This window comes from Pseudomonas alcaligenes (assembly GCF_014490745.1).
Taxonomy (GTDB): Bacteria; Pseudomonadota; Gammaproteobacteria; order Pseudomonadales; family Pseudomonadaceae; genus Aquipseudomonas; species Aquipseudomonas alcaligenes_C.
This window is the reverse complement of sequence record NZ_LZEU01000001.1, coordinates 4,259,381-4,278,008: the sequence shown is the minus strand read 5'-3', so window position 1 is coordinate 4,278,008 and position 18,628 is coordinate 4,259,381. Positions and strand designations below refer to the sequence as shown.

At 58.5% G+C, this 18,628-nt stretch carries 31 protein-coding genes and 3 tRNA genes; all 34 read left to right on the top strand.

Features of this window, described 5'->3' with window-relative positions:
• The 34 genes from A9179_RS19645 (at window position 1) to katG (ending at window position 18,603) form a co-directional block, all read left to right on the top strand.
• The gene (locus A9179_RS19645; protein ID WP_187807884.1) at window positions 1–681 is read left to right on the top strand and encodes an SPOR domain-containing protein; all 681 of its coding nucleotides are present in this window, start codon (window positions 1–3) and stop codon (window positions 679–681) included.
• Between the two features lie 129 nt (window positions 682–810).
• Window positions 811–895: transfer RNA gene (locus A9179_RS19640), tRNA-Tyr, on the top strand.
• 24 nt (window positions 896–919) lie between these two features.
• Window positions 920–993 (top strand) — tRNA-Gly (locus A9179_RS19635).
• A gap of 26 nt (window positions 994–1,019) precedes the next feature.
• Window positions 1,020–1,095, top strand: a tRNA-Thr gene (locus tag A9179_RS19630).
• A gap of 84 nt (window positions 1,096–1,179) precedes the next feature.
• Window positions 1,180–2,373 carry an elongation factor Tu gene (gene tuf, locus A9179_RS19625; protein WP_187807883.1) on the top strand — a complete coding sequence of 398 codons (1,194 nt, stop codon included), beginning with the start codon at window positions 1,180–1,182 and terminating at the stop codon, window positions 2,371–2,373.
• A gap of 153 nt (window positions 2,374–2,526) precedes the next feature.
• Window positions 2,527–2,838: a 30S ribosomal protein S10 gene (gene rpsJ / locus A9179_RS19620; protein WP_003186070.1), complete on the top strand. Its 312-nt coding sequence runs from the start codon at window positions 2,527–2,529 to the stop codon at window positions 2,836–2,838.
• A gap of 83 nt (window positions 2,839–2,921) precedes the next feature.
• A complete protein-coding gene (gene rplC, locus A9179_RS19615; protein ID WP_187807882.1) occupies window positions 2,922–3,557 on the top strand; it encodes a 50S ribosomal protein L3 in 636 nt (211 codons plus the stop codon).
• A gap of 14 nt (window positions 3,558–3,571) precedes the next feature.
• Window positions 3,572–4,174, top strand: a complete 603-nt coding sequence (rplD, locus tag A9179_RS19610) for a 50S ribosomal protein L4 (RefSeq protein WP_187807881.1) — start codon at window positions 3,572–3,574, stop codon at window positions 4,172–4,174.
• Window positions 4,171–4,470, top strand: a complete 300-nt coding sequence (rplW, locus tag A9179_RS19605) for a 50S ribosomal protein L23 (protein ID WP_187807880.1) — start codon at window positions 4,171–4,173, stop codon at window positions 4,468–4,470. The genes rplD and rplW overlap by 4 nt, the downstream gene beginning before the upstream one ends.
• Window positions 4,471–4,484: 14 nt before the next feature.
• Window positions 4,485–5,306, top strand: coding sequence for a 50S ribosomal protein L2 (rplB, locus tag A9179_RS19600; RefSeq protein ID WP_187807879.1), 822 nt, complete (start codon window positions 4,485–4,487; stop codon window positions 5,304–5,306).
• 16 nt (window positions 5,307–5,322) lie between these two features.
• Window positions 5,323–5,598: a 30S ribosomal protein S19 gene (rpsS, locus tag A9179_RS19595; protein WP_187807878.1), complete on the top strand. Its 276-nt coding sequence runs from the start codon at window positions 5,323–5,325 to the stop codon at window positions 5,596–5,598.
• A gap of 12 nt (window positions 5,599–5,610) precedes the next feature.
• On the top strand, window positions 5,611–5,943 hold the full coding sequence (rplV, locus tag A9179_RS19590) for a 50S ribosomal protein L22 (protein ID WP_003103908.1): 333 nt from the start codon (window positions 5,611–5,613) through the stop codon (window positions 5,941–5,943).
• A 13-nt stretch (window positions 5,944–5,956) separates the two neighbouring features.
• Window positions 5,957–6,643 (top strand): 30S ribosomal protein S3, encoded by a 687-nt coding sequence (gene rpsC / locus A9179_RS19585; RefSeq protein ID WP_110683336.1) that lies wholly within the window; start codon window positions 5,957–5,959, stop codon window positions 6,641–6,643.
• Between the two features lie 12 nt (window positions 6,644–6,655).
• Entirely contained in the window at window positions 6,656–7,069 is a 414-nt protein-coding gene (gene rplP / locus A9179_RS19580) for a 50S ribosomal protein L16 (RefSeq protein ID WP_187807877.1), read from the top strand.
• Window positions 7,069–7,260: a 50S ribosomal protein L29 gene (gene rpmC, locus A9179_RS19575; RefSeq protein ID WP_160082934.1), complete on the top strand. Its 192-nt coding sequence runs from the start codon at window positions 7,069–7,071 to the stop codon at window positions 7,258–7,260. Before rplP ends, rpmC begins: the two co-directional genes overlap by 1 nt.
• Before the next feature lie 2 nt (window positions 7,261–7,262).
• Window positions 7,263–7,529, top strand: a complete 267-nt coding sequence (gene rpsQ, locus A9179_RS19570) for a 30S ribosomal protein S17 (RefSeq protein WP_187807876.1) — start codon at window positions 7,263–7,265, stop codon at window positions 7,527–7,529.
• Window positions 7,530–7,551: 22 nt separating this feature from the next.
• Window positions 7,552–7,920: a 50S ribosomal protein L14 gene (gene rplN, locus A9179_RS19565; protein WP_003243907.1), complete on the top strand. Its 369-nt coding sequence runs from the start codon at window positions 7,552–7,554 to the stop codon at window positions 7,918–7,920.
• Between the two features lie 12 nt (window positions 7,921–7,932).
• On the top strand, window positions 7,933–8,247 hold the full coding sequence (gene rplX, locus A9179_RS19560) for a 50S ribosomal protein L24 (RefSeq protein WP_187807875.1): 315 nt from the start codon (window positions 7,933–7,935) through the stop codon (window positions 8,245–8,247).
• A 19-nt stretch (window positions 8,248–8,266) separates the two neighbouring features.
• Window positions 8,267–8,806 carry a 50S ribosomal protein L5 gene (gene rplE, locus A9179_RS19555; protein WP_187807874.1) on the top strand — a complete coding sequence of 180 codons (540 nt, stop codon included), beginning with the start codon at window positions 8,267–8,269 and terminating at the stop codon, window positions 8,804–8,806.
• Window positions 8,807–8,820: 14 nt separating this feature from the next.
• Window positions 8,821–9,126 (top strand): 30S ribosomal protein S14, encoded by a 306-nt coding sequence (rpsN, locus tag A9179_RS19550; protein ID WP_187807873.1) that lies wholly within the window; start codon window positions 8,821–8,823, stop codon window positions 9,124–9,126.
• A 179-nt stretch (window positions 9,127–9,305) separates the two neighbouring features.
• A complete protein-coding gene (gene rpsH / locus A9179_RS19545; protein ID WP_187807872.1) occupies window positions 9,306–9,698 on the top strand; it encodes a 30S ribosomal protein S8 in 393 nt (130 codons plus the stop codon).
• A 12-nt stretch (window positions 9,699–9,710) separates the two neighbouring features.
• Window positions 9,711–10,244, top strand: coding sequence for a 50S ribosomal protein L6 (rplF, locus tag A9179_RS19540; RefSeq protein WP_187807871.1), 534 nt, complete (start codon window positions 9,711–9,713; stop codon window positions 10,242–10,244).
• Window positions 10,245–10,254: 10 nt separating this feature from the next.
• Entirely contained in the window at window positions 10,255–10,605 is a 351-nt protein-coding gene (gene rplR, locus A9179_RS19535; RefSeq protein WP_187807870.1) for a 50S ribosomal protein L18, read from the top strand.
• Between the two features lie 3 nt (window positions 10,606–10,608).
• A complete protein-coding gene (gene rpsE / locus A9179_RS19530; RefSeq protein WP_187807869.1) occupies window positions 10,609–11,136 on the top strand; it encodes a 30S ribosomal protein S5 in 528 nt (175 codons plus the stop codon).
• A gap of 2 nt (window positions 11,137–11,138) precedes the next feature.
• Window positions 11,139–11,315 (top strand): 50S ribosomal protein L30, encoded by a 177-nt coding sequence (gene rpmD, locus A9179_RS19525; RefSeq protein ID WP_187807868.1) that lies wholly within the window; start codon window positions 11,139–11,141, stop codon window positions 11,313–11,315.
• A gap of 3 nt (window positions 11,316–11,318) precedes the next feature.
• Window positions 11,319–11,753 carry a 50S ribosomal protein L15 gene (gene rplO / locus A9179_RS19520; RefSeq protein ID WP_187807867.1) on the top strand — a complete coding sequence of 145 codons (435 nt, stop codon included), beginning with the start codon at window positions 11,319–11,321 and terminating at the stop codon, window positions 11,751–11,753.
• Window positions 11,754–13,082 carry a preprotein translocase subunit SecY gene (secY, locus tag A9179_RS19515; RefSeq protein WP_187807866.1) on the top strand — a complete coding sequence of 443 codons (1,329 nt, stop codon included), beginning with the start codon at window positions 11,754–11,756 and terminating at the stop codon, window positions 13,080–13,082. It begins immediately after the preceding gene.
• Window positions 13,083–13,112: 30 nt separating this feature from the next.
• Window positions 13,113–13,229, top strand: a complete 117-nt coding sequence (gene rpmJ, locus A9179_RS19510; RefSeq protein WP_003281814.1) for a 50S ribosomal protein L36 — start codon at window positions 13,113–13,115, stop codon at window positions 13,227–13,229.
• Between the two features lie 133 nt (window positions 13,230–13,362).
• Window positions 13,363–13,719, top strand: a complete 357-nt coding sequence (gene rpsM, locus A9179_RS19505; RefSeq protein ID WP_187807865.1) for a 30S ribosomal protein S13 — start codon at window positions 13,363–13,365, stop codon at window positions 13,717–13,719.
• 30 nt (window positions 13,720–13,749) lie between these two features.
• Window positions 13,750–14,139: a 30S ribosomal protein S11 gene (rpsK, locus tag A9179_RS19500; RefSeq protein ID WP_021702690.1), complete on the top strand. Its 390-nt coding sequence runs from the start codon at window positions 13,750–13,752 to the stop codon at window positions 14,137–14,139.
• Between the two features lie 16 nt (window positions 14,140–14,155).
• Window positions 14,156–14,776, top strand: a complete 621-nt coding sequence (rpsD, locus tag A9179_RS19495) for a 30S ribosomal protein S4 (RefSeq protein ID WP_187807864.1) — start codon at window positions 14,156–14,158, stop codon at window positions 14,774–14,776.
• 22 nt (window positions 14,777–14,798) lie between these two features.
• The gene (locus A9179_RS19490; protein WP_187807863.1) at window positions 14,799–15,800 is read left to right on the top strand and encodes a DNA-directed RNA polymerase subunit alpha; all 1,002 of its coding nucleotides are present in this window, start codon (window positions 14,799–14,801) and stop codon (window positions 15,798–15,800) included.
• Window positions 15,801–15,843: 43 nt separating this feature from the next.
• On the top strand, window positions 15,844–16,233 hold the full coding sequence (gene rplQ / locus A9179_RS19485; RefSeq protein ID WP_187807862.1) for a 50S ribosomal protein L17: 390 nt from the start codon (window positions 15,844–15,846) through the stop codon (window positions 16,231–16,233).
• A 222-nt stretch (window positions 16,234–16,455) separates the two neighbouring features.
• Complete coding sequence (katG, locus tag A9179_RS19480; RefSeq protein WP_187807861.1) at window positions 16,456–18,603, top strand: catalase/peroxidase HPI; 2,148 nt, start codon at window positions 16,456–16,458, stop codon at window positions 18,601–18,603.
• The last annotated feature ends 25 nt before the right edge of the window (window positions 18,604–18,628 follow it).

The window sequence follows — 18,628 nt, the reverse complement described above, 5'->3', positions numbered from 1 at the left end:
ATGCGCTGGCTGTTTCTTCTTTTGCTGGTTCTCAATCTGTTCTATTACGTCTGGCATCAGCAGCAGGCTCCTCTGCGGGTAAAAGAGGTCGAGCCGTTGGCGCTCTACCATGGCGCGCAACAGGATATTCGTCTGTTGAACGAGGCGGACAAGGAGCAGGCGCGTCGGCCGGTTACGACGCAAGCTGAGCCGGCGGTGGCAGAGACCTGTCTGTTTCTCGGCAGCTTCCAGTCGGAAGAGGCGGCGGGGCAGATCGAGCAGCGCCTGGTTTCGCTGGATATCCAGGCGGATGTACGTGGTGTCGATGCGACCGCGGGCCTGGATTATTGGGTCTATCTGGCGCCGCTGGCTTCACGGCAGGCGTCGCTGCGTCAGTTGAAAGAGCTGCAGGCGCGCAAGATCGACAGCTACATCATTACCCAGGGCGATCTGGCCAACGGCATTTCCCTGGGCATCTTCCCGCGCAGCGACTCGGCCGAGAGCGTCATGCAGCGCCTGCGCGATGCCGGTTACGAGCCCTTGCTGCGCGAATTGCCGCGCGCCCAGCGCAGTTTCTGGGTGCGCATCGCCCCGCAAAGCCGCCGGCTGGCGGACGATATGCTGCTGCAGCAGCTCGCATCTGACTTCAAGGATCTGCAACATCAATTAATGCCGTGCGAAGGCGTTGCAACTGCTCGATAGTTTGCATAGAATGGCGCCCGCTTTGCAGGGTGGCCCCTGTGAGGTGACTGTCAGAAATTGCTAACCTCAAGTTTTTATTGAGAAAATGCTTGACAGTCAGGTGGCAGAAGTTAAAATGCCGCCCACTTTGGAGGGGTTCCCGAGCGGCCAAAGGGATCAGACTGTAAATCTGACGTCATCGACTTCGAAGGTTCGAATCCTTCCCCCTCCACCAGATTTAGCGTGAGCCGCAAGCTCCGCGGGCATAGTTCAGTGGTAGAACCTCAGCCTTCCAAGCTGATGATGCGGGTTCGATTCCCGCTGCCCGCTCCAAGTTTTCGGTTTGTGCAAAGTGTTTCGCTCTTGTAGCTCAGTTGGTAGAGCACACCCTTGGTAAGGGTGAGGTCAGCGGTTCAAATCCGCTCAAGAGCTCCACTTCAAAAAGGCAGATATGCATATATCTGCCTTTGTTTTAATGGCGGCGTGTCTCGCTCAATTCATCAGTTGGAGGCGGTCAAAATGGCAAAGGAAAAGTTCGAACGTAACAAACCGCACGTCAACGTCGGTACCATCGGCCACGTTGACCATGGTAAGACTACTTTGACCGCTGCTCTGACTCGCGTCTGCTCCGAAGTATTCGGTTCGGCTCGCGTCGACTTCGACAAGATCGACTCCGCTCCGGAAGAGAAGGCTCGTGGTATCACCATCAACACCGCGCACGTTGAGTACGACTCGTCCGTACGTCACTACGCACACGTTGACTGCCCGGGTCACGCTGACTATGTGAAGAACATGATCACCGGTGCTGCCCAGATGGACGGCGCGATCCTGGTTTGCTCGGCCGCTGATGGCCCGATGCCGCAAACCCGCGAGCACATCCTGCTGTCCCGCCAGGTAGGCGTTCCTTACATCGTCGTGTTCCTGAACAAGGCCGACATGGTTGACGACGCCGAGCTGCTGGAACTGGTCGAGATGGAAGTTCGTGACCTGCTGTCCACCTACGACTTCCCGGGCGACGACACTCCGATCATCATCGGTTCCGCTCTGATGGCTCTGAACGGCCAAGACGACAACGAAATGGGCACCAGCGCTGTCAAGAAGCTGGTTGAAACTCTGGACAGCTACATTCCGGAGCCGGTTCGTGCCATCGACAAGCCGTTCCTGATGCCGATCGAAGACGTATTCTCGATCTCCGGTCGCGGTACTGTAGTTACCGGTCGTGTAGAGCGCGGTATCGTCAAGATCCAGGAAGAAATCGAAATCGTTGGTCTGCGTGACACCACCAAGACCACCTGCACCGGCGTGGAAATGTTCCGCAAGTTGCTCGACGAAGGTCGTGCTGGCGAGAACTGCGGTATCCTGCTGCGCGGCACCAAGCGTGACGACGTAGAGCGTGGTCAGGTTCTGGCCAAGCCGGGCACCATCAAGCCGCACACCAAGTTCGAAGCTGAAGTGTACGTTCTGTCCAAAGAAGAAGGTGGTCGTCACACCCCGTTCTTCAAAGGCTACCGTCCGCAGTTCTACTTCCGTACCACCGACGTAACCGGCAACTGCGAACTGCCGGAAGGCGTTGAGATGGTAATGCCGGGCGACAACGTGAAAATGGTTGTCACCCTGATCAAGCCGATCGCCATGGAAGACGGCCTGCGTTTCGCGATTCGCGAAGGCGGCCGTACCGTTGGTGCCGGCGTGGTTGCCAAAGTCATCGAGTAATCGACGACTGCGTTAAAAGAAAAGGCCCTTCGGGGCCTTTTCTGTTTTCTGATCAAAAGTTGACACCCTTAGGGGGCATCCGTACAATCACGCCTCCTTTTAACGGGCGTAGTCCGTCCGTTGGGGATAGCAGAGATAGAGTCTGAGGTCAAAATGCAAAACCAACAAATCCGTATTCGGTTGAAGGCTTTTGACCATCGCCTGATCGATCAATCCACCCAGGAAATCGTGGAAACCGCGAAACGTACTGGTGCTCAGGTGCGTGGTCCTATTCCTCTGCCTACTCGTAAGGAGCGTTTCACCGTTCTGGTTTCTCCGCACGTCAACAAAGACGCGCGCGACCAGTACGAGATTCGCACTCATAAGCGTGTTCTGGACATCGTCCAGCCGACGGATAAAACCGTTGACGCGCTGATGAAGCTCGACCTTGCGGCTGGCGTGGAAGTGCAGATCAGCCTCGGCTAAAACCTTGCGGTTTTAGTCGTGTAACGCTCTGAAATGGGCGGCCATAGCGGGTGAAAGCCCCGTACACTCATGAGGTTTACAACATGACTATTGGTGTAGTCGGTCGGAAAGCGGGTATGACCCGTATTTTCACCGAAGAAGGTGTCTCCATTCCGGTTACGGTCATTGAGATCGAGCCGAATCGCGTCACTCAATTCAAAACTGAAGAAAGCGATGGCTATCGCGCTGTGCAGGTTACCGTTGGTGAGCGTCGTGCTTCCCGCGTAACCAAGGCTCAGGCTGGTCACTTCGCCAAGGCTAATGTCGCTGCTGGTCGTGGCGTCTGGGAATTCCGTCTTGAAGAAGGCGAGTACCAGGCTGGCGATCAGATCACTGCAGAGCTGTTCCAGGCTGGTCAGCTGGTGGATGTCACCGGTGAGTCCAAAGGTAAAGGCTTCGCCGGTACCATCAAGCGCTGGAACTTCCGTGGTCAGGACAATACCCACGGTAACTCCCTCTCTCACCGCGTCCCGGGTTCCATTGGCCAGTGCCAGACTCCTGGTCGTGTATTCAAGGGCAAGAAAATGTCCGGTCATCTGGGCGCTGAGCGCGTGACCGTGCAGTCCCTTGAGGTGGTGCGCGTAGACGCCGAGCGTAACCTGCTGCTGGTCAAGGGTGCCGTTCCTGGCGCTACTGGCGGCAACCTGGTTGTGCGTCCGGCTGTCAAGGCTCGCGGTTAAGGGGAGATGCTGAGATGCAATTGAATGTAACTAACGCTCAGGCGATCGAAGTCTCCGAACTGACCTTCGGTAGCGAATACAACGAGACCCTGGTTCACCAGGCCGTTGTCGCTTACATGGCTGGCGGCCGTCAGGGCAGCAAGCAGCAGAAGAGCCGTTCCGACGTGTCCGGTGGTGGCAAGCGTCCGTGGCGCCAAAAGGGCACCGGTCGCGCTCGTGCCGGTACCACTCGTGGTCCGATCTGGCGTGGTGGTGGCGTAACTTTCGCTGCTCGCCCGCAGAACCATGACCAGAAACTCAACAAGAAGATGTATCGCGCAGCTATCCGCTCGATCCTCTCCGAGCTGGTTCGTCTGGATCGTCTGGTTGTCGTTGAAGACTTCGCTGTTGATGCGCCGAAAACCAAGGTTCTCCTGGACAAGCTGAATGGCATGGGTCTGAACGACGTTCTGATCGTGTCCGATGCTGTAGACCAGAACCTGTACCTGGCTGCGCGCAACCTGCCGCACGTCGACGTACGTGACGTCCAAGGTTCCGATCCTGTCAGCCTGATCGCCTACGACAAGGTGCTGGTCACCGTGTCCGCCGTGAAGAAATTCGAGGAGCTGCTGGGATGAACCAGGAACGCGTATTCAAAGTGCTGGTTGGCCCGCATGTCTCCGAGAAAGCCACTGTGCTGGCGGACGGCAAGAGCCAATTCGTTTTCAAGGTTGCCACTGATGCAACCAAGCTGGAAATCAAGAAGGCCGTCGAAAGCCTGTTCAACGTGAAAGTTGCCGCCGTCAACACCCTGAACGTTCAGGGCAAGACCAAGCGCACCGCTCGCGGTCTGGGCAAGCGTAACGACTGGAAGAAGGCGTACATCGCTCTTCAGCCGGGCCAAGATCTCGATTTCACCAGCAGTGCTGAGTAAGGTAGGGGCGCATCATGGCAATCGTTAAATGCAAACCGACTTCCGCTGGCCGCCGTTTCGTGGTCAAAGTGGTCAATCAGGAGCTGCACAAAGGCGCTCCTTATGCTCCGCTGCTCGAGAAGAAGTCGAAGACTGGCGGCCGTAACAACAACGGTCGTATCACGACCCGCCACATCGGCGGTGGTCACAAGCAGCACTACCGTCTGGTCGACTTCCGTCGTAACAAGGATGGCATCCCAGCCGTCGTTGAGCGTGTGGAATACGATCCGAACCGTACTGCTCACATCGCCCTGCTGAAGTATGCCGACGGTGAACGTCGCTACATCATCGCGCCGAAAGGCGTGAGCGCTGGCGACCAGCTGATCTCGGGCGCTGCTGCCCCGATCAAGCCGGGCAACAGCCTGCCGCTGCGCAACATTCCGGTCGGTTCGACCATTCACGGTGTCGAGCTGAAGCCTGGCAAAGGTGCTCAGATCGCGCGTTCCGCTGGCGCTTCCGTCCAGCTGGTCGCTCGTGAAGGTGCTTACGTGACCCTGCGTCTGCGCTCCGGCGAGATGCGCAAAGTACTGGCTGAGTGCCGTGCGACCCTGGGCGAAGTCTCGAACTCCGAGCACAGCCTGCGTTCGCTGGGTAAAGCTGGTGCCAAGCGCTGGCGTGGTGTTCGCCCGACCGTTCGCGGCGTGGCGATGAACCCGGTAGACCACCCGCATGGTGGTGGTGAAGGTCGTACCTCTGGTGGCCGTCATCCGGTGTCTCCATGGGGCTTCCCGACCAAGGGCGCGAAGACCCGTGCGAACAAGCGCACCGATAACATGATCGTCCGTCGTCGCAAGTAACTAGAGGGATACGACAGTGCCGCGTTCTCTGAAAAAAGGTCCTTTTATCGATCTTCACCTACTGAAGAAGGTCGAAGTGGCGGTGGAAAAGAACGATCGCAAGCCGGTTAAAACCTGGTCGCGCCGTTCGATGGTTCTGCCGCAAATGGTCGGTCTGACCATCGCTGTACATAACGGTCGTCAACATGTCCCGGTTCTCGTGAACGAAGACATGGTCGGCCATAAACTCGGCGAGTTCGCTGGTACCCGCACTTATCGTGGGCACGTGGCGGACAAGAAAGCCAAGCGTTAAGGGGTAAGGAAGATGGAAGTAGCCGCTAAGCTGTCGGGCGCTCGTATCTCCGCCCAGAAAGCCCGCTTGGTCGCCGACCAGATCCGCGGGAAGAAGGTGGGCGAAGCGCTCAACCTCCTGGCTTTCAGCTCGAAGAAAGCCGCCGAGATCATGAAGAAAGTGCTGGAGTCGGCCGTGGCCAACGCTGAGCACAACGAAGGCGCAGACGTTGATGACCTGAAGGTCAGCACCGTTTTCGTCAACGAGGGGCGTTCGCTGAAGCGCATCATGCCGCGTGCCAAAGGCCGTGCTGATCGCATCGTCAAGCGGTCTTGCCATATCACTGTCAAGGTTGCGGACAAGTAACGGAGTCGATCAGATGGGTCAGAAAGTACATCCCGTTGGCATCCGCCTGGGAATCGTCAAGGAGCACACCTCCGTCTGGTACGCAGACAAGCGTCAATACGCTGATTATCTGCTGGCCGACCTGCAGGTTCGTGAGTACCTCCAAGACAAACTAAAAAGCGCGTCCGTAAGCCGTATCGACATTGCTCGTCCGGCTCAGACTGCACGTATCACCATCCACACCGCTCGTCCCGGCATCGTGATCGGCAAGAAAGGTGAAGATGTTGAGAAGCTGCGTCAGGACCTGACCAAGCAAATGGGTGTGCCGGTGCACATCAATATCGAAGAGATCCGCAAGCCGGAGCTCGACGGTATGCTGGTAGCACAAAGCGTTGCTCAGCAGCTGGAGCGTCGTGTGATGTTCCGCCGCGCCATGAAACGTGCCGTACAGAACGCCATGCGTATTGGTGCCAAGGGCATCAAGATCCAGGTGAGCGGCCGTCTTGGCGGTGCAGAAATCGCCCGTACCGAGTGGTATCGCGAAGGTCGTGTGCCTCTGCACACCCTGCGTGCCGATATCGATTACGCAACCTACGAAGCGCACACCACTTACGGTGTGATCGGTGTGAAGGTTTGGATCTTCAAGGGTGAGGTCATTGGTGGCCGCACTGAAGAGCTGAAGCCGCAAGCGCCCGCTCCTCGTAAAAAAGCTGCCAAGTAAGGAGTACGCACAATGCTGCAACCCAAGCGTACAAAATTCCGCAAGCAGATGACCGGCCACAACCGTGGTCTGGCTCAGCGCGGTAGCAAAGTCAGCTTCGGCGAATTCGCTCTGAAAGCTGTTGCACGTGGTCGCCTGACTGCCCGTCAGATCGAGGCAGCCCGTCGTGCCCTGACTCGTCACGTTAAGCGTGGCGGTAAAATCTGGATCCGTGTGTTCCCGGACAAGCCAGTTACCAAAAAGCCCCTCGAAGTTCGTATGGGTAAAGGTAAGGGCGGCGTCGAGTACTGGGTGGCCCAGATCCAACCGGGCAAGGTGCTGTACGAGATCGAAGGTGTTCCGGAAGAGCTGGCGCGTGAGGCATTCGCCCTGGCTGCTGCAAAGCTGCCCCTCGCCACCTCCTTTGTTAAGCGGACGGTGATGTGATGAAAGCGAATGAACTCCGTGAAAAATCGGTTCAGCAGCTGAACGAGCAACTGCTCGGTCTGCTGCGTGACCAGTTCAATCTGCGTATGCAGAAGGCCACTGGTCAGTTGGGGCAGTCTCACCTGCTCTCGCAAGTGAAGCGCGACATTGCTCGCGTGAAGACTGTGCTCACCCAGCAGGCAGGTAAGTAATCATGGCTGAAGCTGAGAAAACCGTCCGCACGCTGACTGGCCGCGTCGTCAGCGACAAAATGGACAAGACCATCACCGTTCTGATCGAGCGCCGCGTAAAGCACCCGATCTACGGTAAATACGTGAAGCGTTCGACCAAGCTGCACGCCCACGACGAAACCAACCAGTGCAAGATCGGCGACAAGGTCACCATTCGTGAGACCCGTCCGCTGGCCAAGACCAAGTCCTGGGCCCTGGTGGAAGTCGTCGAACGTGCCGTGGAAGTCTAAGGACTAAGGGTCGGAGAAAGATATGATTCAGACTCAATCCATGCTCGACGTCGCTGACAACAGCGGTGCTCGTCGCGTTATGTGCATCAAGGTCCTTGGTGGTTCGCACCGTCGTTACGCCGGTATCGGCGACATCATCAAGGTAACCGTGAAGGAAGCGATTCCGCGCGGCAAGGTGAAGAAAGGCCAGGTGATGACCGCTGTTGTGGTTCGCACCCGTCACGGCGTACGTCGTGCTGATGGCTCGATCATCCGCTTCGATGGCAACGCTGCTGTTCTGCTGAACAACAAGCAAGAGCCGATCGGCACCCGTATCTTCGGGCCGGTAACTCGTGAACTGCGCTCTGAGAAGTTCATGAAGATCGTCTCGCTCGCCCCCGAAGTGCTGTAAGGAGAAGCCGTCATGCAAAAGATTCGTCGTGACGACGAGATCATCGTCATCGCCGGCAAAGACAAGGGCAAGCGTGGCAAGGTGCTCAAGGTTCTCGCTGACGACCGTCTGGTCGTTGGTGGGATCAACCTGGTGAAGCGCCACACCAAGCCGAACCCGATGCTGGGCGTTCAAGGCGGTATCGTCGAGAAAGAGGCGCCTCTGCACGTCTCTAACGTCGCCATTTTCAACAGCGAAACCAACAAGGCTGACCGCGTTGGCTTCAAAGTCGAAGACGGCAAAAAAATTCGTGTCTTCAAGTCCACCCAAAAGCCGGTTGGCGCTTGAGAATCATAGGTAAAACACCATGGCACGACTGAAAGAGATTTACCGGAAAGAAATCGCGCCCAAGCTGAAGGAAGAGCTGAAGCTGGCCAACGTGATGGAAGTTCCGCGCGTTACCAAAATCACCCTGAACATGGGGCTGGGCGAAGCGATCGGTGACAAGAAAGTCATCGAGCACGCTGTTGCCGACCTGGAAAAGATCACCGGTCAGAAAGCCGTCGTGACCTTCGCCCGCAAATCCGTTGCAGGCTTCAAGGTTCGCGAAGGCTGGCCGATCGGCGTCAAGGTGACCCTGCGTCGCGATCGTATGTACGAATTCCTGGATCGCCTGCTCGCGATCTCCCTGCCGCGCGTGCGTGACTTCCGCGGCCTGAATGCCAAGTCCTTCGACGGCCGTGGCAACTACAGCATGGGTGTCAAAGAGCAGATCATTTTCCCGGAAATCGATTACGACAAGATTGATGCGCTGCGCGGTCTGGACATCACCCTGACCACCACCGCCCGTACGGATGATGAAGGTCGCGCTCTGCTGCGCGCTTTCAACTTCCCGTTCCGCAACTGATTGGAGTTTGGAACATGGCCAAAACGAGCATGAAAAACCGTGAGCTGAAGCGTCAGCAAACGGTAGCCAAGTACGCCAAAAAGCGTGCCGAGCTGAAAGCTGTCATTGCCAACCCGAACTCCACTCCGGAGCAGCGTTGGGAAGCCCAGGTAGCCCTGCAAAAGCAACCGCGTGACGCCAGCGCCAGCCGCCTGCGTAACCGTTGCCGCCTCACCGGCCGTCCGCACGGCGTGTACCGCAAGTTCGGCCTCGGCCGTAACAAGCTGCGCGAAGCGGCAATGCGTGGTGATGTGCCGGGTCTGGTCAAGGCCAGCTGGTAACAAAAGCGAAGCCGGCCTAGTGCCGGCTTTGTCTTTCTATGAATCAAGCCCCTTTTGGGGCTTGATTCATTTTTGATCGATCTCTAGAATGTCCGGCTCTCCTGAGCCTGGCATTTGTCGAGTTCGTGGATGATTCCAGCCGCAAGGCTGTTCTTTTTTGTATCAGGAGCATCTAGCCCATGAGTATGCAGGACCCGTTAGCGGACATGCTAACTCGTATCCGTAATGCCCAGATGGCTGAAAAGTCGGTAGTAAGCATGCCGTCTTCCAAGCTGAAGGTGGCAGTCGCCAGCGTTCTGAAGAACGAAGGCTACATCGCGGGTTACGAGATCAGCAGCGACGTCAAGCCGCAGCTGTCCATCGAGCTGAAGTACTTCGAAGGCCGTCCGGTTATCGAAGAAGTAAAACGCGTCAGCCGTCCTGGCCTGCGCCAGTACAAACCTGCCGACCAACTGCCGAAAGTTCGTGGCGGTCTCGGTGTGTCCATCGTCTCCACCAGCAAAGGTGTGATGACGGATCGCGCTGCGCGCGCTGCCGGTGTCGGCGGCGAAGTGCTCTGCACCGTGTTCTAAGGGGGGATAAGCATGTCTCGCGTTGCTAAGAACCCCGTCAAACTGCCGGCAGGTGTCGAGGTCAAACTCGCTGGCCAGCAGCTTTCGGTCAAGGGTGCCAAAGGCGCTCTGGAACTGAACGTACATCCGTCCGTGGAAGTGACCCAGGAATCTGGTGAGCTGCGTTTCGCTGCCCGCAATGGCGATCAGCAGAACCGTGCCATGGCCGGTACCACCCGTGCGCTGGTCAACAACATGGTCATTGGCGTAAGCCAGGGCTTCGAGCGCAAGCTCCAGCTGGTTGGCGTGGGTTACAAAGCCCAGGCTAAAGGCCAGGTGCTGAACCTCGCTCTCGGTTTCTCGCATCCGGTGGACTACGAACTGCCGCAAGGCATCACCGCTGAGACCCCCAGCCAGACCGATATCCTGATCAAGGGCATCGACAAGCAGCTGGTTGGTCAAGTGGCCGCCGAGATCCGCGACTTCCGTCCGCCGGAGCCTTACAAAGGTAAGGGCGTACGTTACTCGGACGAAGTCGTCCGTCGTAAAGAAGCCAAGAAGAAGTAGGGCATAGCAAATGACCGACAAAAAAGTTACTCGACTGCGTCGCGCTCGCAAAGCACGCCTGAAAATGCACGAACTCGAAGTCGTGCGTCTCTGCGTGTTCCGCTCTTCGCAGCACATTTACGCCCAGGTCATCTCGGCCGACGGCGGCAAAGTCCTGGCCAGCGCCTCGACTTTGGACAAAGAACTGCGTGATGGCGCCACTGGCAACATCGACGCGGCCACGAAGGTAGGCCAACTGGTCGCTGCGCGTGCGAAAGCCGCTGGCGTTACCCAGGTTGCGTTCGATCGTTCTGGCTTCAAGTACCACGGCCGTGTGAAAGCGCTGGCTGATGCTGCTCGTGAAGGCGGGCTGGAGTTCTAAGTTATGGCAAATAACGAGCAAAGACGCGATCGCGACAATCGCGACGAAAGCCGCGACGAAGGCTACATCGAGAAGCTGGTTCAGGTTAACCGCGTTGCCAAGACCGTCAAAGGCGGCCGTATCTTCACCTTCACCGCGCTGACCGTGGTAGGTGATGGTAAAGGTCGTGTTGGCTTCGGTCGTGGCAAGTCCCGCGAAGTGCCTGCTGCCATCCAGAAAGCGATGGAAGCTGCACGCCGCAACATGATCCAGGTCGACCTGAACGGCACCACCCTGCAATACCCGATGAAGTCCGTCCATGGCGCGTCCCACGTGTTCATGCAGCCGGCTTCCGAAGGTACCGGCATCATCGCCGGCGGCGCCATGCGTGCTGTGCTGGAAGTGGCTGGCGTGCAGAACGTTCTCGCCAAGTGCTATGGCTCCACCAACCCGGTGAACGTGGTGTATGCCACCTTCAAGGGTCTGAAGGCCATGCAATCCCCGGCGTCCGTAGCTGCCAAGCGTGGCAAGAGCGTCGAGGAGATTCTCTGATCATGGCTACCGTCAAAGTTACGCTGATCAAAAGCACCAACGGCCGTCTGGCCAATCACAAAGCCTGCGTCAAGGGCCTCGGCCTGCGTCGCATCAATCACACCGTCGAAGTTCAGGACACTCCTGAAAATCGCGGCATGATTAACAAGGCTTACTACCTGCTGCGTGTGGAGGGTTAATCCATGCAACTGAACGATCTGCGTTCCGCGCCGGGTGCCCGTCGCGAAAAGCACCGTCCGGGCCGTGGCATCGGTAGCGGTCTGGGTAAGACCGGTGGCCGTGGTCACAAAGGTCAAACCTCGCGCTCCGGTGGCACCATTGCTCCGGGCTTCGAGGGTGGTCAACAGCCTCTGCACCGCCGCCTGCCGAAGTTCGGCTTCGTCTCCCTGAAAGCCATGGATCGCGCCGAAGTGCGTACCTCCGAGCTGGCCAAAGTGGAAGGCGACGTCGTTACTCTGCAGTCGCTGAAGGATGCCAACGTGATCAACCAAAACGTACAGCGTGTGAAAGTCATGCTGTCCGGCGAGGTTACTCGTGCGGTCACCCTGAAAGGTATCGCCGCCACCAAAGGTGCGCGTGCGGCCATCGAAGCAGCTGGCGGCAAGTTCGAGGACTAAATGGCTAAGCAAGGTGCTCTCTCTGCGCTCAGCAATGGCGGGTTGTCCGAGTTGTGGACTCGGCTGCGTTTTCTGCTCCTGGCGATCATCGTCTATCGGATCGGTGCGCACATTCCGGTTCCCGGGATAAACCCTGACCGGCTGGCCGACCTGTTTCGACAGAATGAGGGGACCATTCTTAGCCTGTTCAACATGTTTTCCGGCGGCGCGCTGGAGCGGATGAGCATCTTTGCACTGGGGATCATGCCGTACATCTCGGCATCGATCATCATGCAGCTGATGACTGTCGTCAGCCCGCAGCTGGAGCAGTTGAAGAAGGAAGGGGAAGCTGGCCGTCGCAAGATCAGCCAGTACACCCGCTACGGCACCTTGATCCTGGCAGTGGTACAAGCTGTAGGCATGTCCATTGGCCTGGCTAGTCAGGGTGTCGCGTTCTCGACTGATTTCGGCTTCCACTTCGTGGCGGTGTCGACCTTCGTGGCCGGCGCGATGTTCATGATGTGGCTGGGCGAACAGATCACCGAGCGCGGTATCGGTAACGGCATTTCGATGCTGATTTTCTCGGGCATCGTAGCCGGTCTGCCGAGGGCGATCGGGCAGTCTTTCGAGTCTGCTCGTCAGGGCGATATCAATATCTTCGCCCTGGTTGCCATCGGCTTGTTGGCGGTAGCGATCATCGGTTTCGTGGTGTTCATTGAGCGTGGCCAGCGTCGTATTGCGGTGCACTACGCCAAGCGTCAGCAGGGCCGCAAGGTCTTCGCGGCGCAGACCAGCCACCTGCCGTTGAAGGTGAACATGGCGGGCGTAATCCCGGCCATCTTCGCCAGCAGCATTCTGCTGTTCCCGGCTTCGCTGGGTTCCTGGTTTGGTCAGTCCGAAGGTATGGGCTGGCTGCAGGACATCTCGCAGTCGATCGCTCCCGGTCAACCGTTGAACATTCTGCTGTTTAGTGCAGGGATCGTTTTCTTCTGCTTCTTCTATACGGCTCTGATGTTCAACCCGAAAGACGTAGCGGAGAACCTGAAGAAGTCCGGTGCCTTTATTCCGGGTATCCGTCCGGGTGAGCAGTCGGCGCGCTATATCGATGGCGTACTGACCCGCTTGACCATGTTCGGTGCTCTGTACATGACGGCTGTTTGCCTGCTGCCCCAGTTCCTGGTGGTTGCAGCGAACGTACCGTTCTACCTTGGCGGGACCTCGTTGCTGATCGTGGTCGTGGTTGTGATGGACTTTATGGCCCAAGTACAATCGCACCTCGTTTCTCACCAGTACGAATCCCTGATGAAGAAATCCAACCTGAAGGGCTATGGCAGCGGCATGCTCCGCTGATCCTGTCCCGTAAGGTTTTAGGAGTTACTGATGAAAGTTCGTGCATCGGTCAAGAAGCTGTGCCGCAACTGCAAGATCATCCGTCGCGACGGCGTCGTGCGCGTGATCTGCAGCGCGGAGCCGCGTCACAAACAGCGCCAAGGCTGAGTGTGATTCACGCGTAGTGAGCCCGGCAGCTAGTGTGCTGCCGGGTTGATTCTTTGTTATTACAGCGTTAATATCGCGCGCCCTATTTCTTGGCTTCCAGGGCGTGGGTAGCTGTCAATTGGAGTTCCACTGAATGGCCCGTATTGCAGGCGTCAACATTCCAGATAACAAGCACACTGTTATCTCGCTGACCTACATCTACGGTGTAGGTCGCACCAGCGCACAGAAAATCTGTGCTGCTACCGGTGTCAATCCGGCAGCAAAGATCAAAGATCTCTCTGACGAGCAGATCGAGCAGCTGCGTGGCGAAGTCGCGAAGCTCACCACCGAAGGTGATCTGCGCCGCGAAATCAACATGAAAATCAAGCGTCTGATGGATCTGGGCTGCTACCGCGGTCTGCGCCATCGCCGTGGCCTGCCGGTCCGCGGTCAGCGCACCAAGACCAACGCGCGTACCCGTAAGGGCCCGCGTAAGCCGATCCGCAAGTAATTGCGCCCGCGAATCGACAGGAATTAAGTCATGGCTAAGCCTGCTGCTCGTACTCGTAAGAAAGTCAAAAAGACAGTGGTGGATGGCATCGCCCATATCCACGCGTCTTTCAACAACACCATCGTGACCATCACCGACCGTCAAGGTAACGCTCTGTCCTGGGCTACCTCCGGTGGTTCCGGTTTCCGCGGCTCCCGTAAGTCCACCCCGTTCGCTGCCCAGGTGGCTGCCGAGCGTGCTGGTCAAGCAGCCCTGGAATATGGCCTGAAGAACCTCGACGTGAACGTCAAGGGCCCGGGCCCAGGTCGCGAATCCGCTGTGCGTGCTCTGAACGCCTGCGGCTACAAAATCGCCAGCATCACCGACGTGACGCCGATCCCGCACAACGGGTGCCGTCCGCCGAAGAAGCGTCGCGTGTAATAGGAGACAGTGAAGAATGGCTCGTTACATTGGTCCCAAATGCAAACTGTCTCGCCGTGAAGGCACCGATCTCTTCCTGAAGAGTGGTGCGCGCGCGCTCGAATCCAAGTGCAACATCGAATCGGCTCCTGGCCAGCACGGCGCTCGCCGTGGTCGTCAGTCCGACTACGGTACCCAGCTGCGTGAGAAGCAGAAAGTCCGCCGCATCTACGGTGTACTGGAGCGTCAGTTCAGCGGTTACTACAAGCTGGCTGCCAGCCGTAAAGGCGCTACCGGCGAAAACCTGCTGCAACTGCTGGAATGCCGTCTGGACAACGTGGTTTACCGCATGGGCTTTGGCGCTACTCGTGCCGAATCCCGTCAGCTGGTATCGCACAAAGCCATCACCGTGAACGGTTCGACCGTGAACGTCCCGTCCTACCAGGTCAAAGCTGGTGACGTGGTTGCAGTTCGCGAAAAGGCGAAGAACCAGCTGCGCGTCGCTCAAGCTCTCGAGCTGTGCACCCAGCGTGGCCGCGTTGAGTGGGTGGAAGTGGATGCTGAGAAGAAGTCTGGCGTGTTCAAAAGCGTCCCGGCTCGCAGCGACCTGTCCGCCGACATCAACGAAAGCCTGATTGTCGAGCTCTACTCCAAGTAAGGGCTAGAAAATAGGTGCATCCATGCAGATTTCGGTAAATGAGTTCCTGACCCCCCGCCACATCGATGTGCAGGTGGTCAGTTCGACCCGCGCCAAGATCACCCTCGAGCCTCTCGAGCGTGGTTTTGGCCATACCCTGGGCAATGCGCTGCGTCGCATCCTGTTGTCCTCCATGCCTGGCTGTGCAGTAGTCGAGGCCGAGATTGACGGTGTACTCCACGAGTACTCCGCCATCGAAGGTGTACAGGAAGATGTCATCGAGATCCTCCTGAACCTGAAAGGCCTGGCTATCAAGCTGCACGGTCGTGACGAAGTCACCCTGACTCTGGCCAAGAAGGGCTCGGGTGTGGTCACCGCTGCCGATATTCAGCTGGATCACGATGTCGAGATCGTCAACGGCGATCACGTTATCGCCAACCTGGCGGACAACGGCGCTCTGAACATGAAGCTCACCGTGCGTCGTGGCCGTGGCTACGAGCCGGCTGATGCCCGTCAGAGCGATGAAGACGAGAGCCGTAGCATCGGTCGTCTGCAGCTGGACTCTTCGTTCAGCCCGGTTCGTCGCGTGGCCTACGTGGTGGAAAACGCCCGCGTCGAGCAGCGTACCAACCTGGACAAGCTGGTCATCGACCTGGAAACCAACGGCACCCTGGATCCTGAAGAGGCTATCCGTCGTGCCGCGACTATCCTCCAGCACCAACTGGCGGCCTTCGTTGATCTGAAGGGCGACAGTGAGCCGGTAGTGGTCGAGCAGGAAGACGAGATCGATCCGATCCTGCTGCGCCCGGTTGACGACCTTGAACTGACCGTACGTTCGGCCAACTGCCTGAAGGCGGAGAACATCTACTACATCGGCGACCTGATTCAGCGTACCGAAGTAGAGCTGTTGAAGACTCCGAACCTGGGCAAGAAGTCCCTGACCGAAATCAAGGACGTTCTGGCCTCCCGTGGTCTGTCCCTCGGCATGCGCCTCGACAACTGGCCGCCGGCAAGTCTGAAAAAAGACGATAAGGCGACTGCCTGATCGTCACGATCACCGAACTTGAAGTTTGGTAAGGAATTGAACCATGCGTCATCGTAAAAGTGGCCGTCACCTCAGCCGCACCAGCGCACACCGCAAGGCCATGTTCCAGAACATGGCGGTTTCGCTGTTCGAGCACGAGCTGATCAAAACTACTCTGCCGAAAGCCAAAGAACTGCGCCGCGTCGCCGAGCCGCTGATCACTCTGGCTAAAGAAGACAGCGTTGCCAACCGTCGTCTGGCCTTCGACCGTACCCGTTCGAAAGCCATCGTCGGCAAACTGTTCAACGACCTGGGCAAGCGCTACGCCACCCGTCAGGGCGGCTACCTGCGCATCCTGAAGTGCGGCTTCCGTGCTGGCGACAACGCTCCTATGGCGTACGTCGAGCTGGTTGACCGTCAGGTTGCTGGTGAAGCTGTAGAAGCTGCTGAATAAGCCGTTTCTGCTGCACAAGAAACCGGGCCATGTGCCCGGTTTTTTGTTGCCTGCGCTTTTCCATGTGGTGAACAGCAGGCAGGCGGGGACTCTTTTAAGAGAAAAAAACTATCAAGTCGTTGCTCTCCATAAATTGGTTATGCTGATAAAGCAGGTCTAGTCTTGACCCATCGTTGGCCGCAGTTGAAGGGGCCGACCTGATGAGAAGATAAGGAGAGAGCAATGTCGAACCAAGGTAAATGCCCGTTCCATCATGCCGCCGGTGGTGGCACTAGCAACGCGGATTGGTGGCCGAATCAGCTGCGCGTTGACCTGCTCAACCAGCATTCGGAGAAGTCCAATCCGCTGGGGGAAACCTTCAACTATGCCGAAGAATTCAAGAAGCTCGACTACAAGGCCCTGAAGGCCGATCTGGTCAAACTGATGACCGACTCCCAGGACTGGTGGCCTGCCGACTTCGGCCACTATGGCCCGCAGATGATCCGCATGGCCTGGCATGCCGCCGGTACCTACCGCACCCTCGATGGCCGCGGCGGCGGCGGGCGTGGCCAGCAGCGCTTCGCCCCGCTCAACTCCTGGCCGGACAACGTCAACATCGACAAGTCGCGGCGCCTGCTGTGGCCGATCAAGCAGAAGTACGGGCAGAAGATCTCCTGGGCCGACCTGTTCATCCTCGCCGGCAACGTCGCGCTGGAGTCCATGGGCTTTCGCACCTTCGGTTTCGCCGGCGGCCGCGCGGATGTCTGGGAGCCGGACATGGACGTGAACTGGGGCGCGGAGACCAAGTGGCTGGGCGACGACAAGCGCTTCCACGGTGATCGCGAGCTGGATCACAACCTTGCCGCCACCCATATGGGCCTGATCTACGTGAACCCGGAAGGCCCGAACGCCAGCGGAGACTACCTGGCCGCGGCCAAGGACATCCGCTCCACCTTCGGTCGTATGGCCATGGACGATGAGGAAATCGTCGCCCTGATCGCCGGTGGCCACACCTTCGGCAAGGCTCACGGCGCCGCGTCGGAGTCGCACAAGGGGCCGGAGCCGGAAGGTGCGCCGATCGAGGCCCAGGGCCTGGGCTGGAACAGCAACTTCGGTAGCGGCCATGGTAAGGACACCGTTTCCAGCGGCCTGGAAGTCACCTGGACGAAGACCCCGGCGCTGTGGAGCAACAACTTCTTCGAGAACCTGTTCAAGTACGAGTGGGAGCTGACCAAGTCGCCGGCCGGTGCCAAACAGTGGGTGGCCAAGGATGCGCCGGAGATCATTCCGGACGCCCATGTGCCGGGCAAGTTCCACAAGCCGACCATGCTCACCACCGACCTGACCCTGCGTTTCGACCCGGCGTTCGGCAAGATCTCCAAGCACTTCTACGAAGATCCGCAGGCTTTCGCCGAGGCCTTTGCCCGCGCCTGGTACAAGCTGACCCACCGTGACATGGGGCCGCGGGCGCGCTACCTGGGCCCGGAAGTGCCGAAAGAGGAGCTGCTCTGGCAGGATCCGCTGCCGGCCGCCACGCACAAGCCGAGCGCGGCCGATATTGCCGACCTCAAGGCCAAGATCGGCGCCTCCGGCCTGTCGGTCAGTGCCCTGGTATCCGTGGCCTGGGCGTCCGCTTCGACTTTCCGCGGTGGCGACAAGCGTGGCGGCGCCAACGGCGCACGCCTGGCCCTGGCGCCGCAGAAGGACTGGGAGGTCAACAAGCTGGCGGTCAAGGCGCTGCCCAAGCTGGTCGAGATCCAGAAGGCTTCCGGTAAGGCTTCGCTGGCTGACGTCATCGTGCTGGCCGGTGGGGTCGGCATCGAGCAGGCGGCCAAGGCTGCCGGTGTCAGCATCGAAGTGCCGTTTGCCGCAGGCCGTGTCGATGCCAGTCAGGCACAGACCGACGTCGAGTCCTTCGCTCTGCTGGAGCCGCTGGCCGATGGCTTCCGCAACTACCGCAAGGGGCCGGTCGGTGCCGCGACCGAGGCGCTGCTGATCGACAAGGCGCAGTTGCTGACCCTGACCGCGCCGGAGCTGACCGTCCTGGTCGGCGGCCTGCGTGTGCTTGGAGCCAACCACGATGGCGGCCCGCAGGGCGTGTTCACCGACAAGCCCGGCGTGCTGTCCAACGACTTCTTCGTCAACCTGCTGGACATGGGGCTGGAGTGGAAGGCGACGGGCGCCGATGCCGAGCTGTTCGAGGGCAAATGCCGCAAGACCGGCAAAGTGCAGTACAGCGGTACCCGCAACGACCTGATCTTCGGCTCCAACTCGGTGCTGCGCGCTTACGCCGAGGTGTATGCCAGTGTCGACGGCAAGGAGAAGTTCATCAAGGACTTCGTCGCCGCCTGGGTCAAGGTGATGAACCTGGATCGCTTCGATCTGGCCTGATTCGCCGCCACAAGAAAAAGCCCCG

Excerpts from the sequence above, each read along its gene's own strand:
- A9179_RS19645 (WP_187807884.1), top strand. The coding sequence starts at position 1 with ATGCGCTGGCTGTTTCTTCTTTTGCTGGTTCTCAATCTGTTCTATTAC.
- tuf (WP_187807883.1), top strand. The coding sequence starts at position 1,180 with ATGGCAAAGGAAAAGTTCGAACGTAACAAACCGCACGTCAACGTCGGT.
- rpsJ (WP_003186070.1), top strand. The coding sequence starts at position 2,527 with ATGCAAAACCAACAAATCCGTATTCGGTTGAAGGCTTTTGACCATCGC.
- rplC (WP_187807882.1), top strand. The coding sequence starts at position 2,922 with ATGACTATTGGTGTAGTCGGTCGGAAAGCGGGTATGACCCGTATTTTC.
- rplD (WP_187807881.1), top strand. The coding sequence starts at position 3,572 with ATGCAATTGAATGTAACTAACGCTCAGGCGATCGAAGTCTCCGAACTG.
- rplW (WP_187807880.1), top strand. The coding sequence starts at position 4,171 with ATGAACCAGGAACGCGTATTCAAAGTGCTGGTTGGCCCGCATGTCTCC.
- rplB (WP_187807879.1), top strand. The coding sequence starts at position 4,485 with ATGGCAATCGTTAAATGCAAACCGACTTCCGCTGGCCGCCGTTTCGTG.
- rplV (WP_003103908.1), top strand. The coding sequence starts at position 5,611 with ATGGAAGTAGCCGCTAAGCTGTCGGGCGCTCGTATCTCCGCCCAGAAA.
- rpsC (WP_110683336.1), top strand. The coding sequence starts at position 5,957 with ATGGGTCAGAAAGTACATCCCGTTGGCATCCGCCTGGGAATCGTCAAG.
- rplP (WP_187807877.1), top strand. The coding sequence starts at position 6,656 with ATGCTGCAACCCAAGCGTACAAAATTCCGCAAGCAGATGACCGGCCAC.
- rpmC (WP_160082934.1), top strand. The coding sequence starts at position 7,069 with ATGAAAGCGAATGAACTCCGTGAAAAATCGGTTCAGCAGCTGAACGAG.
- rpsQ (WP_187807876.1), top strand. The coding sequence starts at position 7,263 with ATGGCTGAAGCTGAGAAAACCGTCCGCACGCTGACTGGCCGCGTCGTC.
- rplN (WP_003243907.1), top strand. The coding sequence starts at position 7,552 with ATGATTCAGACTCAATCCATGCTCGACGTCGCTGACAACAGCGGTGCT.
- rplX (WP_187807875.1), top strand. The coding sequence starts at position 7,933 with ATGCAAAAGATTCGTCGTGACGACGAGATCATCGTCATCGCCGGCAAA.
- rplE (WP_187807874.1), top strand. The coding sequence starts at position 8,267 with ATGGCACGACTGAAAGAGATTTACCGGAAAGAAATCGCGCCCAAGCTG.
- rpsN (WP_187807873.1), top strand. The coding sequence starts at position 8,821 with ATGGCCAAAACGAGCATGAAAAACCGTGAGCTGAAGCGTCAGCAAACG.
- rpsH (WP_187807872.1), top strand. The coding sequence starts at position 9,306 with ATGAGTATGCAGGACCCGTTAGCGGACATGCTAACTCGTATCCGTAAT.
- rplF (WP_187807871.1), top strand. The coding sequence starts at position 9,711 with ATGTCTCGCGTTGCTAAGAACCCCGTCAAACTGCCGGCAGGTGTCGAG.
- rplR (WP_187807870.1), top strand. The coding sequence starts at position 10,255 with ATGACCGACAAAAAAGTTACTCGACTGCGTCGCGCTCGCAAAGCACGC.
- rpsE (WP_187807869.1), top strand. The coding sequence starts at position 10,609 with ATGGCAAATAACGAGCAAAGACGCGATCGCGACAATCGCGACGAAAGC.
- rpmD (WP_187807868.1), top strand. The coding sequence starts at position 11,139 with ATGGCTACCGTCAAAGTTACGCTGATCAAAAGCACCAACGGCCGTCTG.
- rplO (WP_187807867.1), top strand. The coding sequence starts at position 11,319 with ATGCAACTGAACGATCTGCGTTCCGCGCCGGGTGCCCGTCGCGAAAAG.
- secY (WP_187807866.1), top strand. The coding sequence starts at position 11,754 with ATGGCTAAGCAAGGTGCTCTCTCTGCGCTCAGCAATGGCGGGTTGTCC.
- rpmJ (WP_003281814.1), top strand. The coding sequence starts at position 13,113 with ATGAAAGTTCGTGCATCGGTCAAGAAGCTGTGCCGCAACTGCAAGATC.
- rpsM (WP_187807865.1), top strand. The coding sequence starts at position 13,363 with ATGGCCCGTATTGCAGGCGTCAACATTCCAGATAACAAGCACACTGTT.
- rpsK (WP_021702690.1), top strand. The coding sequence starts at position 13,750 with ATGGCTAAGCCTGCTGCTCGTACTCGTAAGAAAGTCAAAAAGACAGTG.
- rpsD (WP_187807864.1), top strand. The coding sequence starts at position 14,156 with ATGGCTCGTTACATTGGTCCCAAATGCAAACTGTCTCGCCGTGAAGGC.
- A9179_RS19490 (WP_187807863.1), top strand. The coding sequence starts at position 14,799 with ATGCAGATTTCGGTAAATGAGTTCCTGACCCCCCGCCACATCGATGTG.
- rplQ (WP_187807862.1), top strand. The coding sequence starts at position 15,844 with ATGCGTCATCGTAAAAGTGGCCGTCACCTCAGCCGCACCAGCGCACAC.
- katG (WP_187807861.1), top strand. The coding sequence starts at position 16,456 with ATGTCGAACCAAGGTAAATGCCCGTTCCATCATGCCGCCGGTGGTGGC.